General features: G+C 69.6%; 21 protein-coding genes. 8 read left to right on the forward strand and 13 right to left on the reverse strand.

Translation table 11 applies throughout. The features are described from left to right. Positions 1-8 precede the first annotated feature (8 nt). Together AC3EUV_RS00750 and AC3EUV_RS00755 are read left to right on the forward strand one after the other, a co-directional pair. Positions 9-494: a hypothetical protein gene (locus AC3EUV_RS00750; RefSeq protein WP_432141091.1), complete on the forward strand. Its 486-nt coding sequence runs from the start codon at positions 9-11 to the stop codon at positions 492-494. A 16-nt stretch (positions 495-510) separates the two neighbouring features. Then, positions 511-669, forward strand: a complete 159-nt coding sequence (locus AC3EUV_RS00755; RefSeq protein ID WP_432141208.1) for a hypothetical protein — start codon at positions 511-513, stop codon at positions 667-669. Here the strand turns inward: AC3EUV_RS00755 and AC3EUV_RS00760 are convergent. Together AC3EUV_RS00760 and AC3EUV_RS00765 are read right to left on the reverse strand one after the other, a co-directional pair. Next, positions 606-1,112, reverse strand: a complete 507-nt coding sequence (locus AC3EUV_RS00760; protein ID WP_432141092.1) for a DUF6233 domain-containing protein — start codon at positions 1,110-1,112, stop codon at positions 606-608. The two genes, AC3EUV_RS00755 and AC3EUV_RS00760, sit on opposite strands and share 64 nt — an antisense overlap. Next, a complete protein-coding gene (locus AC3EUV_RS00765; protein WP_488187835.1) occupies positions 1,113-1,349 on the reverse strand; it encodes a hypothetical protein in 237 nt (78 codons plus the stop codon). Between the two features lie 353 nt (positions 1,350-1,702). Between AC3EUV_RS00765 and AC3EUV_RS00770 the strand changes: the two genes are divergently transcribed. The 5 genes from AC3EUV_RS00770 to AC3EUV_RS00790 all read left to right on the forward strand — a co-directional run bounded on the left by AC3EUV_RS00770 (position 1,703) and on the right by AC3EUV_RS00790 (position 4,962). Beyond that, positions 1,703-2,017, forward strand: coding sequence for a hypothetical protein (locus AC3EUV_RS00770; protein WP_432141093.1), 315 nt, complete (start codon positions 1,703-1,705; stop codon positions 2,015-2,017). A 206-nt stretch (positions 2,018-2,223) separates the two neighbouring features. Then, a complete protein-coding gene (locus tag AC3EUV_RS00775; RefSeq protein ID WP_432141094.1) occupies positions 2,224-2,955 on the forward strand; it encodes a hypothetical protein in 732 nt (243 codons plus the stop codon). Positions 2,956-3,392: 437 nt separating this feature from the next. Further along, entirely contained in the window at positions 3,393-3,746 is a 354-nt protein-coding gene (locus AC3EUV_RS00780) for an SPDY domain-containing protein (protein ID WP_432141095.1), read from the forward strand. A gap of 131 nt (positions 3,747-3,877) precedes the next feature. Continuing rightward, a complete protein-coding gene (locus AC3EUV_RS00785) occupies positions 3,878-4,123 on the forward strand; it encodes a hypothetical protein (protein WP_432141206.1) in 246 nt (81 codons plus the stop codon). Between the two features lie 17 nt (positions 4,124-4,140). Beyond that, on the forward strand, positions 4,141-4,962 hold the full coding sequence (locus AC3EUV_RS00790; RefSeq protein ID WP_432141096.1) for an SPDY domain-containing protein: 822 nt from the start codon (positions 4,141-4,143) through the stop codon (positions 4,960-4,962). Between the two features lie 507 nt (positions 4,963-5,469). Here AC3EUV_RS00790 and AC3EUV_RS00795 read toward each other — a convergent pair. From AC3EUV_RS00795 to AC3EUV_RS00845, 11 genes are all read right to left on the reverse strand, one after another. Next, the gene (locus tag AC3EUV_RS00795; protein ID WP_432141097.1) at positions 5,470-6,162 is read right to left on the reverse strand and encodes a hypothetical protein; all 693 of its coding nucleotides are present in this window, start codon (positions 6,160-6,162) and stop codon (positions 5,470-5,472) included. A 73-nt stretch (positions 6,163-6,235) separates the two neighbouring features. Beyond that, positions 6,236-6,637, reverse strand: a complete 402-nt coding sequence (locus tag AC3EUV_RS00800) for a hypothetical protein (RefSeq protein ID WP_432141098.1) — start codon at positions 6,635-6,637, stop codon at positions 6,236-6,238. 129 nt (positions 6,638-6,766) lie between these two features. Continuing rightward, complete coding sequence (locus tag AC3EUV_RS00805) at positions 6,767-8,479, reverse strand: relaxase/mobilization nuclease domain-containing protein (RefSeq protein ID WP_432141099.1); 1,713 nt, start codon at positions 8,477-8,479, stop codon at positions 6,767-6,769. A gap of 13 nt (positions 8,480-8,492) precedes the next feature. Further along, the gene (locus AC3EUV_RS00810) at positions 8,493-8,897 is read right to left on the reverse strand and encodes a plasmid mobilization protein (RefSeq protein ID WP_432141100.1); all 405 of its coding nucleotides are present in this window, start codon (positions 8,895-8,897) and stop codon (positions 8,493-8,495) included. 227 nt (positions 8,898-9,124) lie between these two features. After that, complete coding sequence (locus AC3EUV_RS00815) at positions 9,125-9,355, reverse strand: hypothetical protein (protein ID WP_432141101.1); 231 nt, start codon at positions 9,353-9,355, stop codon at positions 9,125-9,127. An 83-nt stretch (positions 9,356-9,438) separates the two neighbouring features. After that, a complete protein-coding gene (locus AC3EUV_RS00820) occupies positions 9,439-9,630 on the reverse strand; it encodes a hypothetical protein (protein ID WP_432141102.1) in 192 nt (63 codons plus the stop codon). Then, positions 9,627-11,102 (reverse strand): hypothetical protein, encoded by a 1,476-nt coding sequence (locus AC3EUV_RS00825; RefSeq protein ID WP_432141103.1) that lies wholly within the window; start codon positions 11,100-11,102, stop codon positions 9,627-9,629. Before AC3EUV_RS00825 ends, AC3EUV_RS00820 begins: the two co-directional genes overlap by 4 nt. Beyond that, positions 11,099-11,740, reverse strand: a complete 642-nt coding sequence (locus AC3EUV_RS00830) for a WhiB family transcriptional regulator (RefSeq protein ID WP_432141104.1) — start codon at positions 11,738-11,740, stop codon at positions 11,099-11,101. The genes AC3EUV_RS00825 and AC3EUV_RS00830 overlap by 4 nt, the downstream gene beginning before the upstream one ends. Positions 11,741-11,895: 155 nt before the next feature. Further along, positions 11,896-12,603 (reverse strand): zinc finger domain-containing protein, encoded by a 708-nt coding sequence (locus tag AC3EUV_RS00835; protein WP_432141105.1) that lies wholly within the window; start codon positions 12,601-12,603, stop codon positions 11,896-11,898. 2 nt (positions 12,604-12,605) lie between these two features. Further along, positions 12,606-12,962, reverse strand: a complete 357-nt coding sequence (locus AC3EUV_RS00840) for a hypothetical protein (protein WP_435601890.1) — start codon at positions 12,960-12,962, stop codon at positions 12,606-12,608. Between the two features lie 10 nt (positions 12,963-12,972). Beyond that, entirely contained in the window at positions 12,973-13,506 is a 534-nt protein-coding gene (locus AC3EUV_RS00845) for a hypothetical protein (RefSeq protein ID WP_435601891.1), read from the reverse strand. A gap of 665 nt (positions 13,507-14,171) precedes the next feature. Between AC3EUV_RS00845 and AC3EUV_RS00850 the strand changes: the two genes are divergently transcribed. Then, positions 14,172-15,029, forward strand: a complete 858-nt coding sequence (locus AC3EUV_RS00850) for a helix-turn-helix domain-containing protein (protein WP_432141107.1) — start codon at positions 14,172-14,174, stop codon at positions 15,027-15,029. Positions 15,030-15,146: the final 117 nt, after the last annotated feature.

Consider the following 15,146-nt stretch of genomic DNA (forward strand, 5'->3'; position numbering starts at 1 on the left):
AGGCCCATATGCCCCTGTACGCCCGTGAGTTCTTTACCGAGCTGGGAATACCCTTCGCCAACAGCACCGTCGTCGGGAACAAGTACTACGCGACGCCCATCCCCGGCGATCCGCGGCGGCTGCGGATCGAGTTCTCCCCAACCATACGTGCGTTCACCTACGGCGGACTGCGCGTCCAGGTCATCCATCCGCACACGGGCGAAGTCGACTCCACGGTTCTGACATTCAGCGACCATGAGACCTTCCTCCGCCGCGATCGGATCGAGAGCGAGCGGCCCGGCTACAGCCACGGCACATTTGACAAGTACCACCGCGCTGGGGAAATGCCCTGGCAGGGTGCCGAGTTCGACGGCCTGCGCCGCGCCATCGAGCAGTACAGCCAGGTGTGGTTTCCCGGCGCGTGGGCTACGGCGACGCCCTCTCGCAGCCTTGGCCGGACCGTTCACCAGGCCCCGGCCCCGCCGGCTTCCCCCAGCGCGGGGCGCACCCGCTGAGCCACCCCATGACCGAATGATCACCTTCCAACAGCAGGCCCCCGGAACCCGTTCCGGGGGCCTGCTGCGCATGCCCTCCTCGGCCGAGAGCCACTGGTCCGGCGAAGGCCGCTACGCGTACCCCTGCCCCAACTCCAGCGCGGGCACGAGCACGGCAGCGGCGTCGCAGTCGTGACAAGCCCGTGCACTGGGCCGCATCAGCGCGTCGAGCGCCTCCATCGCGCCCAGCTCGACCCCTCCTCCGCCAGCCTGTCGGCAGTCTGCGGCATGCACCACCGTTCCGCCGCGCCGCTCCGGATCGGCCCGCACAACCCACCCCGAGGGCCGCGGCGGAGGGAGCTCTGGCGGGAGCCGTTGCGTCGGAACGCGGGACAGATCCACCCCCTCGATTGGCTGGAGCTGATCGGATGTGACCCAAACTCCGTATTCGGCTGCTTCCACGCCCGCCTGCGTTGCCACCCAGGACGGCACCCCGATGCGATAGCGCCACGGGTGCTGCCCCCGCGTCTCACACCTCTCGTGAAGCCGTACGCGTACGGTCTGTCCGTCCGGCAAAACCAGCGTGATCTCGGCCGGCCCGGTTCCGGCCGACGCCTGGTCCTCGGCGCCACGGCCCATCTACGGCGCTCCGGACTCCAGCTGCCTCGCCCGCCCGCGCAGAGCCACCCGCTCGCCGCATCCCGCATCGCGCGATGACCAGTGCGGGTGCCGCCACACCTGCACCGACAGCTTAAGCAGATGCCGCCGAAGCGCAGTCGTTCCTCCTCGTCGCGCTGGGTCGGCGAGGGCCCGGTACGTACTGTCCCAGGCGCATTGCGCGGCGAGAAGATCCTCGGGGAAGGAAGGGCATCGCATACCAGCTATTGCATCACGTGTTCGATTTCTGGCGCATCTGTGCAGGTGGGGCGGGTGGTCCTGGCTGTGACTTAGCGCCGTAGTTGGCCCGCCCGGCCAGATCCATGCTCAGTACTCGGTGGAGCTGGTCCACGGCGTCCCATCGGGCCCGAGGAACCGGCATCTGAACCAGCGCCGAAGATCACGCCTGCGGGCCAACAACACCGCATCCCCAGGCCAACCAGACCGCCGGAAGGGCCGATAGTCGCACGTGGTGGCTGATGCCTGAGGTCCAGGCCCCAGACCAGTGTCCACATCGGTACCTGACATACCCGAAATTCGCAGCCACGCTGATCTTGTTAGCGTCCTTTGCCGTGACGACTGCCGATTTCCGCCGTGATCTCAATGCCATCTGCAAGGCTGCGGACAGCGGCTACCTACTGCAAGTGGTTCGCGAGGGGAGTCGCGAGCCCCTTGCCGAGACGGACCTTTCACACTGGCCTGACTGGCCAGCATTCCCGGCCGACGCAGCCCATGCGGCGGGGTGCGAGCTCGTCATGCTCGGCTACATGCTCTGGCCTGACACGGCCACCTCCGACTCGCTGCTCGGTTGGCGTCCTCTACATGGCCAGCAGGCATGGTCAGCGAAGGTCGGCACCTTCGCCCAACTGCAGGCCACCGGAATCTGACGGCCGCCGGCTGCGAGATCGTCGGGCCGCAGACGGAGCGTGATACCCGACTGAGCACGCATCTGGCCAGGCGGGCCAACTACGGCGCTCGGTCACACTGGCACCTGCCCCGCAGCACCGATCATGGCGGGCGGCTGTTCTGGCGCTGCACTCTGAGCCCTGGTGGACGTCCCGTCACGCCGCCTATGCCGCGCTAGGCTGCCGCAGTGATCGAGCCCTCCGAGCTGCCCGGCGACCCCTCCGAGCTGCGCCTGCGCATCTCCTACGACGACGGACTGTGCGACACTCCGCAGGCCGACACGCTGGAGCGGTGGGATGTGGCCGTCCTCCACCGGCGCCGTACGCATCACGGCGGCGAGGACTCGGCGGCGACCACTGACTGCGTTCACGCGGGCTGTCCCTCGTGCACTGTGGAGGACGTCGCGATCGGGTCGATGACCTTCTACCGGGTGCATCTCGACCGCGGGCGGAATGCCTACTGGGCCATGGAAGAGGAATCCGAGGAGCTGTACGAGATCGCGCAGGTGCTCCTCGACCCGCAGACCGGCTCGTTCACCGGCGAGGTCAGCGAGCTGTTGGAGTACATCGGCACCGGCCTGCTCGTCATGGACCGGGTGACCCTGGACCGGCAGTGGCGAGGCCATGGCCTGGCCGTCAGCTTGGCCACCGAGGCGATCCACCGGCTCATGCCGGGCTGCCGGGCCATTGCCTGCGCACCAGGCATCACCGACCTCAGCAGCCACCGCCTCAAAGACCGAACCGAGTGGGACCGCGTGAACACGAAGATTGCCCGAGGGTGGGAGCGCATCGGCTATCGCCTGTACCGCGACAACATCTTTCTTCTCTCGCCCGCCTCGCAGGACTTGGAGGAGCAGCGCGGCCTGCTGCGGGGGCGGCTCGTGGAGCTCGGCGCATCTTGGAGAGCCGCCACGACATGACTGGTGCCGCGGCGAGCGACAAGAGAGCAATCGCGTTACCACGCAGGGCACATGAGCGTCACCGTCGGCCAACCAGAACCCTTAGCGACTCCGATGGAGGACCGGTACAGTCCTCCGGCACTTGCGATGGCGGGGCCATTCTGCCCGGCACCAGACGGTTCCGTCTTTGCCGCCTAGGCCGGCTCATGGCGTCCACAGCAGGGAGCCCCGATACGGAGTCGATGCTCTTCGTCACGAGGGTGCATGCCCGTCAGCATGAAGGCACCGTAAACGAGGGCGCTGGCATTTTCCCGTTGTCACGCCTCGATTGGATGGCAGCGGTCACCAGTTCGCCTGGGGCAGACGCGAAAGATCCACGAAAGACTGGCCAAGGGCCGCAGGGGCATGTCAACGTAGACATCTTCCCGGAAAACCCCAGGTCAGAGAGGTGATTGCTCGTGATCGTGGCCCCTGTCAGCCCCGGTTTTTCCACCACTGCCGAAGCCCTGCGGCTGCGCGAGTGGCAACTCGGCCCGGGCCAGCCCACGCTCGTCTTGGACCAGATCTCCGCCGAGGACTTCAATCTGGTCGTGGACGACCGGGGGGACGTGCACGTGAGCAGCAAGGACGGCCGCTTCTACCTCGGATGGTTCCCGCTCGGTCGCCCCGGTGGCGACGGGGAGGGGTGGAAGATCGCCGTCACCGGCACTGCCAAGGTCCGCGGCTACCAGATGTCCTTCGACATGGAGACGCCGGCCGATGTGGTCGCCGCCGCCGTGGCACGCGTGTTGGAGATCTCCCGGCGCCGTTGACGCCAAGGCTCGGATCGGAAGTCCTCCACGCGAGCTCTCCTCACCCCCGCGGCACAGTCCGCCACCCACATCCCAGGAGGCTATCCGTGGACCACACGGAGTTGACCGTCGGCGATGTCATCGACCTTCTGATGACCTGCGATCGAGATGCGCCGGTGCGACAGGCGATGAACCCGTTCTTCCCGATGGCGCACCGACTCGCGCAGGTAATCCAGTCCGTGGACGAGGCCGGACGCCCCGTCGTTTACCTCGCTGAAGGGTGGGCCGCGGACACGCAGCTCGGTCATCTGCCGCCCGAGGTCGCCGTCCAGCTGGCTTGGCAGTCGCCCGTTCAGGCGCCCCCGCGTCGCCCCCGCCGTACTGCCATCGGCAAGTAGATCCATACACCTAGCCTTTGGAGGCGCCCCTGTACCCCGAGCACCCGCTCGATCCGCCCACCCCTAACAAGGCCCAGAGCGCGTACTGGGTCGGTCCCCGACACCTGGCCGGTGACGACGGACGCCTCTACGACACCGTCGCCGACACGCTCGCCGGCCTCGGCTGGACGAGCCTGACGATCGTCCGCGGACGGCAGGAGCCGGACGATCAACCGGAGGACCGCCAGGTCCTGCGCAGCACCGTCCTGCATGTCAGCCCCGACACTCTCTGCTGGGCCCAATGGGTTCTGGCGGACGAGCCGTTCCACCTGGGGGACATGCCGATCGCCTGGCAGATCTCCGCTCGCGCGGACGCGAGCAGCCCGCTCGCGCAGTGGTCCGCCTACTTCACGCCCGATGTACCGGGGGAAGTTCTCGCCGACTTCCTCGTCGCACTCGATGCCCGTGACCAGCCCGATGTCCCGGTCGGCGGCGCCGAGTTGGTCCTCGATGCGGTCACCGCACACGGCTGGCTCCGCGACATCGATCAGCCCCACGCGGGAGCGATCGACCCGACCTTCGCCTCGCACCTCAGCTTCGGCGAGATGCCGCCTCTCATTCAGGACGCCGACCTGCGCGCCCTGACGGCTCAGGCTGACGAGGCGGGGCCGGCCGGATGGCAGGCGTGGGCCGAGCCCGTGCTGGGCGCACCGATCCTGTGGGCCGCGTCCTTCAGCGCCAGCGTGCCGCACGACCTTGTCGCTGTGTTCGCCAACGGGCTCAGCTCGACCGCCCCAGTCCTGCGCCGGGTCCTGCCCGAGAGTACGCGCGAGCGACTCCTGCGGGCCCCGGCCAGCTGAGACGGGGACGGCATGCCGTCCCCGTCTCAACACATCATTTTCCTTCTACCAGGTGGAGGTGGGTAGTTGCTGTTCGCAGGGTGCGACTGGTCGGATCGGTGGCTGGACGTCGCCGTTCTCGACCGGCCCCGGCCAGGGTGACCTGCCCTCGGCGCCCGGTCCGAGGGCGGCGGCGTTCACCGTAGGGTGGTGAAGGCCCCCGCTCTCGGCCGGAGCGGGAGAGGCGGGCGGACCGTGGTACGCCCGAAGCCAACCCCGGGCCTTGAGCCCCCACGTGGGAATGGCGCCCACGGCCCTCGCCCGCCTCACAGCCCCCCACGTTGTCCGCTCACCGCCCGATCAGACGCTCGCAAGCCCGGCCACCCCGAGAGGGGTGGCCGGGCTTGCGAGCTTTTGGGGCGCACTTACCCGGGCAAGGCCATCGGGGCGACGGCATGTCCGTCCAGGTGCCCTGGTGACGCGCCGGTGCCCCCGGCCATGCGGTCGGGGGCACCGGCATACGGCACTTCAGCGGGTTGCTGCCGCCTTGGCGAGGGCCTCGTCGAGGTGCTGGTCGACGAGGGCCGGCGAGCCGGAGACGATGACCAGCATGCTGCCGTTACGGATCGCGGTCTGCTTCACCACGGTGTCGCGCCCATCGGCGGAAAAGGTGAGGAGCTGACTCCAGCGCTCGTCCCCGAGCCGGGGCGCGGTCCTCCTCTGCGTCGTCACGTCGACCTTGGCGCTGCCGACGAGGACCTGGTACTGCGGGCAGCCGGTCATGGCGTCGAAGATCCGGCCGGTGCCGGTCGAGAGCTTCCCCGCGGTGTCGCTGTACAGCTCCTCGGAGACCTCCGAGTTGCTGCTGGCTGTATAGGTGAAGGTGGTCTTTGCCTTGTGCGGGAATGCGAGCGAGCCGCCCATGGCCGCATCACCGCCCATGTCGTTCAAGGCGGGACAGCCAAGAACGGAGACGTCGTCGTGCTGGGCGGGACGCTCGGGCTTGCGGGCGTAGCCGCTACCGAGGTCGTGCTCGTCGAGCAGGCGCTTCTTCAGCGCGGTCGACGACAACGGCGCACTGTGTCCAGCATGGGCCGGCTTACTGCCGCGAGCGGAGGTGGAAGTGGCCTGCTTGGCCCCGGTGTTGTTGGCCGAGCAGGCGGGCAGGGCGAGGAGAGCAGCGGCGGTGACGCCGAGGGCGGCGACGATGCGAACGCGCATGGTGGAACTGACCCCTTGTGCTAGGTGACGGTGGTCAGTACGGGCTCATGGGCCCGGGTCGTAGGAGTGGGGGTCAGCGGCCGAGGTGCCGCAGGCAATCCTCGAACGTCGCATGTGTCGCATCCGCGGGGCCAGCATGACGGTTGTACCAGGCCGTGTCGAGTCGCGTCTCCTCCTGCTGGTGCCCCTGGCGGCAGCGCAGCCAGATCTGGTCGCGGGTGGAGAGGATGAGCCAGTCCCGGTACGCACCGCACTCGGCGCAGGCGACCATATCCTCGTCGAGAACGATCGGCTGGGCCCAGGGCATCATCCGGCCGTCGAGCTGGTCGTGGCTCGGGATGCGCAGCTCCGGCGGGAGGAAGTCGTCCACGACCGACGCCGGCTCGGAGGGCTGGGGCTCGGCCGGCATTCGTTCGGCCTCCGGGGGCACCAGGCCCTCCAGCTGTGCCCATGACTGGTCATGTAGGCGCCGCATCTCGTTTGTTGCCGCACGGCGGCGTATCCGGTGAAACACCGTGGTGTCCTCCCTCGTCGTGTCCTGCTCGCTTCATGATCGTGCCTCAGATTCCTGACCTGCTTCAATTCACAAAGTCCACAGTCACGGTCATCCGCGCCGGTGCCCGGACCGTCCCGGTGCCCGCTGTCCCGCCGGGTGTGGCGAGCGCTCCGCTGCGTGCGTGTCGTTCGCCCTGCCACTGGTGTCGGCGGGCAGGTCCGCAGTCCGCCGCAGCCGCCACACGAGTACATCCGCGACGGAGTCTGCGGTGCCGAGTTCCCGTCGCCCGGCAGCGTCGGCGAGGAGGCTTGCCGAGTCGTGGCCGGCGGCTTCAGCGTCGGCCAGGGTGGCAGCGAGCCCGTACCAGCCGGGCTCGGCCAGGATCTGTTCCGCCAGCTCCGGCAGCGCTTCGCGCAGCACCGACGTCTGCCGCTGGACCAGAGGGCTGCCCAGGCGCCTGCCGCGCTGATAGAGCGTACCCAGGGGGTGGGCAGCGGCGGCCTGGTAGGCGGAGCGCAGGTGCTCGGCCGCCTGGCGGGCGGCTTCGGCCTGCTGAGCGTGGCCCTTCTTGGCGTGCCAGTGCATGGCGGCGCTGATGAGGAAGACCAGCATGTCGATCGCCATCGCGGTCGTGGCGCCGTCTTCGCCGCGGCCGAGGGCGGGGCCACCGTGGACGAGGTCGCGGGCAGCCTGCCGCAGCGCCCGGTCGTGCCCGCGTTCTGCACGGATGTGAGAGCGGGAGGCTCGTTCGAACGCGAAGGCCGCGTCGCACAGTTCACGGCGTGTGTGAGCGGCGGAGGTCTTCGCGAGCGCGTCCAGGATCTCGCCGGCCGCCGCGATGTGCGCTGCGGCGACCGCATCGTCGCCGTGCTCGACGATCGGGAGCGCTGCCCAGGCGGCCGACGCGGCCCGGCGACGCGCGGTAGAGGGGTTGTCCGGGCTCGCGCAGCCAGGAGCATCTGGCGAGGGAGCCTCGTCGGAGTCGCCGGCGGACCAGCGTTCCCGGATTCGTGGCAGGGACAGGTCGGGGGCGAGGCGCGCGCCGGGGTAGAACACGGGCTCGCCGTCCTTGTTGAGGTCGTCGGGCAGGGCGACCTTGTAGCCGAGCAGGTCGCCGGAGGGGGCTACACGCTTGCGGATCAGAAGGCCGGCGGCGGCCAGCCGGTCGAAGAACTCCGTCTCGCCCGTCGCGCCGGCGACCGCGCGGCGCACCGTCTCGCGCAGCTCCTCCCGCGCGGTGCGCTCGCGGCCCTGCCGCTCGGCCTTGTGACGCTCGGCGCTGGTGGGACGCTTCGCTGCGGTGCCGTCGCCCATGCTGAGACGGCGTAGGCCCAACTCGGCTTCCAGGAGGCGCGCTTCGTCCTGGACGCGCATGGCATCGTTGTTGATGTCGGGGCGGTAGCCGTCCTCGCGTACGACGGTGGCGACGATGTGGATGTGGTCGTCGGCGTGCCGGACGGCCACCCACCGGCACCCAGCCCCCTCCTCGGGGTCATCGATGCCCGCGGCAGCGACCATACGGCGGGCTACGTCGTCCCACTCCTCTTCACTCAGGATCCGGTCGTCGGGAGCGTTGCGGACGGACAGGTGCCACACGTGCCGCTCCGGTCGATCCGCCGGGTCGAGGTTCTCGACCGGCTGGTCCAGGAGCTGTTGGAGCTGCTTGAGGGTGGCAGTGTCATCCCGGCCGGGATCGGGTGCGCAGTGGTCCCAGGAGGCCACCAGGTGCGGGTCGACGTGCTCCTCGAACTTGCCGGGCCCGTACAGGTAATAAAGGATGCCGATGGTGCGCTTTCCGCGCTTGTGCTTCCTGGGAATCATGGCGGTTTCGGTCTCAGTTCTGCCGGAGGAGCTGCTCGGTCGCATCCTGGACGCGCTGCACGGCACGGTGGGTCGCGGCGAGGACGGCATCGAGTTCGGCAGGCCAGACACCGGAGTTGAGCGCCTTCGCGGCCTGATTGAGGTTGTTGCCGATCATGCCCAGGTGACGGCGAGCCGCGAACAGCTCGGTTACCTGGTCCCGGCGGCTGGCCACGGCGGCGGCGGTGTTCTCCGAGTCCTCGGCAGCGGCGAGGCCGGCGCGCACGAGGTAGGAGGGCAGGCTCGTGTGTGCAACGCGCGCCGCTGAATGGAGACGTGTCCACTCGTCGTCATTGAGTCGCACGTTGCACATGCGGGATCGCTTGCGCTCGCTCTTGAGCGGGGAGCGTTTGCGCTTTTCAGGCGTACGGGCGCGCATAGGGCGCGGAGGCTTGTCCCCTCCTGGCTGCGGACCGCCCTCGGTCGCTGCCTGGCCGACCTGCACCCCCCGGTGCTGGTCGGCTCCCGCCACCCCCGGGGCGGGTGATGGCCGAGCTGCCTTCCCCAACGAGGAAGAGTAGCTTGGCCGATAACTTGCTCCCCCCGAGACCGAGTTGACGGAACGAGACGGTTCCGGGGGGCAGGGGGACTGGTCCGGGGTCGTCACTATTCACCGCCCAGTGTGTCGTCGACGATCTCCAGGATTTCGAGGACGAAGTCGAAAGCATCCTCCGTGTCGGTCAGGTGATGGACCTGGTGATCGGGGCCGATCTGGACAAACCACTGTCCTTCGGGGCCGTCGACTGCCGAGTGGATCAGTCCGTACCGCAGGAGGGTGTGCAGGAACGCCCAGACCAAGCGGTCTTCGAACTGCTCGGAAGCGGTTGCGTGTGTCATGGCGATCTCCTTCGTGGAAGAGGGCGGTGGCCCGGCGTGGAGCCGGGCCACCCTTAGCGGGTCTTTGAGCTGCTGCTTCGCGGTCAGCCGCACTCGGGGCAGCGCCCCACGTGGCCGCTGAGAGCCCGAGCCATTCGCTCCTTCGCCGATGCCGCGTGCTTCGCGCTGGACTTGGCCGCCGGCCGTCCGGCATGGCGCTTTGAGTGAGCGTTCAGGAACCCGATCTCCCGCTCGTACTCATCGCGGAGGGCAGCGAATCGGGGGCAGGTCTTCATCGGGTGGTGCTCCTTGTCGTCGTGCTCGTCTCGCTGCGCAGTTGCTGCAGGACGAGGCTCAGTCGGTCATTCCGGCCACCCACGAGGCCCTCGCGCCGGAGGATCTCCCGCAGCTGGACCCGGGTTACGGTCTCGTTGCCGTCCCGGTCGAGCAGGGGCGGGACATGCGGGCGGAGCTGCTGGACGAGTTGCTCCACGGTTTGCTCCGGCCCGCGCGGAGGACGCTGCGTCTGCGGACTGCGGGACCGGGGACCACGGGTTGTGGTCCTGGAGGTCGGCTTCCGCCGGAGGGGCACCTTGTGTCCCTGGTCCCCGGTCCCGGTGTTGGTCCCCGGTTCCCGGTCCCCGGTGGGTGCGGTCCCGGCGTGGTCCCCGGTCCCGATCTGGTCCCCGGTCCCGGTGTTGGTCCCCGGTTCCCGGTCCCCGGTGGGTGCGGTCCCGGCGTGGTCCCCGGTCCCGATCTGGTCCCCGGCCCCCGCGTGGTCCCCGGTTCCCGGTCCCCGGTGGGCGCGGTCCCCGCTTGGCCCCCGGTCACCGATCGATACGGTGTCACTGGGCGGGCTGCCGGTGGGGACCGTGGTGCGCCGGGCCTTCGGTGAGGGGACCGTGACGGCGGGCTTTTGGTCGTGGAGCGGGGACCAGGGGGAGGGCAGCGGGACCGTGGCGAGCGCGAGTGCGTGCCGGCGGGCGGCGAGCTGGTCGAGCAGCTCGGCGCGCTGGCGGGGGTCGGTGCCGACTCCTGCCCGTCCAATTGCCTTGGACAGCCGCCGCGTGAGTCCTCGACCTCGCCAGCCTTGCTGCTGCTTGGGCGTGCGTTCGGCGAGGCGGACGACGAGGGCGACGGCGCGTGCCGTGGCGCGGTCTGCGGTGATCTGCGCGGCGTCGCGATCTCGGGCGGCGATGCCAAGGCGGGACAGCAGCCGCTCGCGTGCCTCCCGACCCAGGACGGCGAGCAGGCCGTGGGAGGCGGCGCCTGGGGTGCGCAGACGCAGTTCGATCCCCATCGCCTGATGCCAGAGCATCGCTGCCATGATCGGGCCGACGAAGGCGCGGACCGTACCGCCGATGGGGCCGCTCTCGGCATAGGCAGGCACCACCTGTACGCCGGTGATGACCCAGACCAGCGTCCCGGGCAGCCCGGGTGCCCCCTGGACCGCAAGATTCTGTCGGGCCATCAATGCAGTGGCGAACAGTGCAAGTTCGGCTGCCGCGAACATGCCGATCCGCTCGCCGACGCCGGCCATGTCCAAGAAGTCGGCGGCGAACCGCCAGCTCGTGTCGGCAGAGTAAGCGGTGCAGCCGACCGCAGCGAGGGCGGCGACCTTGACTGCCGGGCTGCCGAAACGATTCGGCGTACGCGCTTTCCGGCGGCGGGCTGCCCAACCGGTCAAGGCCAGGGCGAGGGCGGCGACGGGAATGCCGATGGCGAGGAGGAGGGATGGGTCCTGGGCGATGCCGAGGGTCAGGGTCATGCCGCCTTTCCGAGAGGGGCGCCCGTCGTGGGCGAGGTCACTGGGCCGGACACGGGCTGCTTCGTGGCGGGTTTGGTGGGGGTGGGCCGCCTGGTCGTCCGGGTGCTCGGCGTCCGCTTCTTCTTGCGGCGGGGCACGCCGAGGGTGCGGTCGCGGTCGAAGACCTTGAGGGCTGCCTGCCGCAGTAGGTCACGGGCGTGCTTGTGGCCGATCTGTAGGGCGGCGGCGAGCCGGTCGGTGTGCCAGCCCCGGACGTAGGCGTGGTTGATGACGACCTGGCGCTCGGACTCGGTCAGGTGCACGTCGCGTCCGTTGAAGAACGCGATCACGCGGCTGTAGTCGAGGCGTTGAGGCAGTCCGTCATGCCAGGGGCGCCGCTCGGCCTCGGTCAGCCCGCCCCATACGCCCTCCTTGAGGTCGTTCTCCAAGGCGTAGTTGAGGCAGTCGCGGCGTACCGGGCACCAGCCGCACAGCTCCTTCGCCTCGGCGATGGCTTCGTGGTCCCGGGGGAGCGGGAAGAAGACGGCGTCGGCGTCCTCGAGGTCCATGCCGTGGCAGGCTCCGCGGGTGTGCCAGCTGGTGTCGCTGATGCTGCGCAGGCCGGTGGCCGGCGCGTGGTGGGTGGTGATGTAGCGCAAGGGGGGCTCCGATGTGCTGCCGCGTCGGCCGGTCGGGGGCCGGTGGCGGATGGACGCGGTGTCGGGGGCCGGCTGCGGCGCAGGGCGGGCGCCGCAGCCGGGGATGGTGGTGTCGCGGTGGGGCACCGGATGAGGTGCACCGACGGGGCGGTCGGTCAGGCCAGGGCGGGCTGGACCTGCTCGGTCTCCTGGGCCTGCCGGGCGGCGGCGAGGTCGAGGCGACCCGGGTGGGGGGTGACTCGTGGTGCGGTTCCGCGTGCGCCGCCGTCGGGGGCGACCCGGCGGCGGCGGCACGGCTCGCCGATCTGGGCCTGGCACCACTCGCACCTGACGCCGAGGGCATCGGGCTGGCCCTGGGCGATGGCCGCCTCGCGCGCCGCACGAGCGGGCCGGTAGGGCGCGAGGGCGACTCGGACCTCTGGCGGTATGCAGGAGCCGTTCTTCCGCAGCCGTGCCTTCAGCTCGGGGGCGAGCTGGCTGCTGGTGATTGCCCGGTACTGCGCGGGCTGAGCGCTGCCGGTCGCCACGGCGCGCCGGGTGCCGACCAGCTCGGCGGTCCAGGCCGCCTGGTCGTCAGGGTCAGCCCCAGGCGTCGGGTCGGTGTGCCGGGCCAGCCGGTCGCGCCGGTAGCTCTCCCACGGACGGGCGATGTCCGCGGCCAGGATCTGGTACGGCGACGTCCTGATGTGCTGCCGGGCGGCGGCACGGGCGTCCCAGCCGTGCGGCGTGGTCATCGGCACGTCGCCGAGCAGCTCGTGCCACTGGGCGAGCTGATCGCCGGCCTCGGCCTTATCGGTGCGGCTGGTGCGGGGGTCGAGACGGCCGATGTAGGCCAACAGGGCGGCAATTTCGCGGCGGTCCATGGCTACTCCGATCCGGTCGGCTCGTCGAGGGCTGCGAGCAGGGCTGCGGTGTGGGCTTCGGCGAGGGTCATGCCGCTCGGCTGGGTGGTGCCGCTGCCGGGCACGGCGTAGAGCTTCGGGCGGCCTGGGGCGTGCTCTCTGGCGATCCAGGAGCGCCAGTCGGCAGCCCAGGCACCGGCCGACCGGGGCTTGAAGCCGGCGCGGTGGGCACGCCACTTCGCGTCGGCGGCGGCGAGGCCGTCTTGGCCGAGGCGGTCGAGGTGGCCTTGCTGGCGGGCCCAGGTGTGGGTGTCTGGGTCGACCTGCCACTCGCTGGCCGGGGTGACGGCGGTACCACTACTGCTGTACCTACGGTTCACCTTCGGTTCACTACGGTTCTGGGGACCGGTTTCCGGTACACCGCTGTGCCGGTTTCCGGTACGTCGCTGTGCCGGTTTCCGTCGTGAGGTACCGGATTCCGGACCTGCCGGATTCCGGACCTGCCGGATTCCGGACCGTGCCGGGGGATTCCGGCACCTCGCGGGGGCGGATGCCGCATCGCCGCAGGGCCGAGATCCGCAGCGTCGGCTCGGCCTCGGGCTCGTCCATCGACGTGTCGTCGCTGGCCTGCTCCATCGTGGCCTGCGCTATGGCCTTCGCGGCGAGGGGCAGGCGGTAGACCGTGCTGCGCTGGGGGCCGACGAGGTCGTCCAGCTGTTCCAGCTCACCGCTTGCGAGCAGCCGGTCGAGGGCCTCGCGGACCGTGGACCGCGAGGAATTGGTGCGCTCCTCCAGGCTCGTCAAGGAGGCCCAGGCGATGCACTGCTCGTCGGTCACTCGGTCGGCGATCGACAGCATGACCAGGCGCCCAGCTCCCTTGCTGGAGCTGTTCTCCCATACCCACTCGCGGGCTTCGCTGCTCATCGGCCGCTCCCGCTCATGAGGCGGGAGCGGCGGCTGGCCGAATCCGTGGTGGTGTGCTCCACTGCGCAGCAAAGTGGCGCCGAGGCGAAGGTGGATGCCGCGCAGGCGAGGCCGGATGGCCTTTTGCGCAGGGCAGGAGGCATGCAACAATCCCTTGCGTGTTGCCACGCTGAAGCGCCCGGTGGAATGGGATCAGCGTGGTGATGGTGGGCAATCTCCGCCCTTGCCGGGGCGGGCTATGCCGTTAAGCGTTCGGCGTCCGGGAGTTCCCGCTCTCGGGCGCCGCCGCTGTATGCGGACCTACGACGTCTGTCGGTACCTGCGGTGCTCCTCACATTCGCATCGCCGGGCGGGCCGCCCGGGGACAACGAACATGGCACGGACCCGCGTCAAGATCCAGAGTTGGTTCTTAATCTCTGTACTAGTTGCAGAGAGTGAGCAGGGGAGGCGGAATGCATGCGTGCGCTCTTCCGTTCATGGTCGATGGGCTCGGTCCGGCCAGCGGGCGCGATCAGCCAGTAGGCTGAGACGAAAGGCGCCAAAGACGGATGCCAGAGCAGCCCCCACCTGCCGTGATGCACAAAACCTACGCTAGGTGAGCTTGTGCATCAAGCGCGGGTAGGCTGTGCGCATCGAAGGCCGCGATCCAGAGTCAGGAGAGTGCAGTGTCGGTTCGCCAGTTCGATGGTCGGCGCGTGCTGGCCGCACGGCGAACGGCGGGATTCCAGCGACCCGAGCTGGCGCGCAAAGTCGGTGTGAGCAAGGATGCGATTGGTGCCTGGGAACGGTCCGACACCGCACCCTCCCCCGAGCGCTTGCCGGCCCTTGCGAAGGCTCTGGGGCAAGATCTCGACGTGCTTTTCCCGCGACTCGGGCCGCCGGATCTGAAGGATCTGCGCTGCGATGCCGGATACACCCAGCTGGAGGCGGCGAAGGCCCTCGGCATCAGTCGCCTTCCCCTGTCCAACGCTGAAGCAGGAACCCGGCCGCTCAATGCCGACTACATCGAGCCCCTTGCCGACCTCTACAAGGTGAAGTGCGAGGAGCTGAAGGAAGCGCAGGAGCGATCCTTCACCAATTCCAGCGCCCCCAGTCCAGAAGATCGACCGCCTCAGACCCTCGGTGAGAAGATCACCGCCTTCCTGCAGCGGAAGCCGCTCTCGGACGGGGAAATCGCGGACGCGGTCAATGCTGCGGCAGGCTTCCCGGCCGTTGACGCGGCGGGGATCGCGGCGCTGCGAACCGATAGTCGGGAGTCCGCCGAAGTCCAGGCCGGCCTGCCCCTCGACAGCCTGCTCGCCGGGCTGGGGGCGGCATTCAACGTCCAGCCGTGGTACTTCGCGGAGGGCGAGGAGGTGGAGCGGCAAATCCTGGACCGGCTGGAGTTCCTGAGTCTCATGCGCAGTGATGGCGTTAGCGTGGCCGCCCGCGGCGCCAGCGAGGGTGTCTCAGCGGCCATGCTGGCAACACTCTCCGAGGTCCTGGTGCGCCACGAGAACGCACACCGCCCCGAGAAGACCTAGCAATCAGCCCGTCGGTCGGCTCCCGTGCTCACCGGTACGCCAGCCGAACGAGCCCAGCAAGATCTCCCTGGCATGCGACGGCCTCGGCTGATCGCTCGCCCTGGCGGGACCCTGCCC

The organism is Streptomyces sp. bgisy130, assembly GCF_057708345.1.

What these genes read in the sequence shown, in the direction of transcription:
- AC3EUV_RS00760 (WP_432141092.1), bottom strand. Translation starts at nt 1,112, where the DNA reads ATGGGCCGTGGCGCCGAGGACCAGGCGTCGGCCGGAACCGGGCCGGCC.
- AC3EUV_RS00765 (WP_488187835.1), bottom strand. Translation starts at nt 1,349, where the DNA reads ATGCGATGCCCTTCCTTCCCCGAGGATCTTCTCGCCGCGCAATGCGCC.
- AC3EUV_RS00835 (WP_432141105.1), bottom strand. Translation starts at nt 12,603, where the DNA reads ATGGACCGCCGCGAAATTGCCGCCCTGTTGGCCTACATCGGCCGTCTC.
- AC3EUV_RS00750 (WP_432141091.1), top strand. Translation starts at nt 9, where the DNA reads ATGCCCCTGTACGCCCGTGAGTTCTTTACCGAGCTGGGAATACCCTTC.
- AC3EUV_RS00800 (WP_432141098.1), bottom strand. Translation starts at nt 6,637, where the DNA reads ATGCGGCGCCTACATGACCAGTCATGGGCACAGCTGGAGGGCCTGGTG.
- AC3EUV_RS00845 (WP_435601891.1), bottom strand. Translation starts at nt 13,506, where the DNA reads ATGAGCAGCGAAGCCCGCGAGTGGGTATGGGAGAACAGCTCCAGCAAG.
- AC3EUV_RS00805 (WP_432141099.1), bottom strand. Translation starts at nt 8,479, where the DNA reads ATGATTCCCAGGAAGCACAAGCGCGGAAAGCGCACCATCGGCATCCTT.
- AC3EUV_RS00785 (WP_432141206.1), top strand. Translation starts at nt 3,878, where the DNA reads ATGACCTGCGATCGAGATGCGCCGGTGCGACAGGCGATGAACCCGTTC.
- AC3EUV_RS00825 (WP_432141103.1), bottom strand. Translation starts at nt 11,102, where the DNA reads ATGACCCTGACCCTCGGCATCGCCCAGGACCCATCCCTCCTCCTCGCC.
- AC3EUV_RS00795 (WP_432141097.1), bottom strand. Translation starts at nt 6,162, where the DNA reads ATGCGCGTTCGCATCGTCGCCGCCCTCGGCGTCACCGCCGCTGCTCTC.
- AC3EUV_RS00820 (WP_432141102.1), bottom strand. Translation starts at nt 9,630, where the DNA reads ATGAAGACCTGCCCCCGATTCGCTGCCCTCCGCGATGAGTACGAGCGG.
- AC3EUV_RS00755 (WP_432141208.1), top strand. Translation starts at nt 511, where the DNA reads ATGATCACCTTCCAACAGCAGGCCCCCGGAACCCGTTCCGGGGGCCTG.
- AC3EUV_RS00815 (WP_432141101.1), bottom strand. Translation starts at nt 9,355, where the DNA reads ATGACACACGCAACCGCTTCCGAGCAGTTCGAAGACCGCTTGGTCTGG.
- AC3EUV_RS00810 (WP_432141100.1), bottom strand. Translation starts at nt 8,897, where the DNA reads ATGCGCGCCCGTACGCCTGAAAAGCGCAAACGCTCCCCGCTCAAGAGC.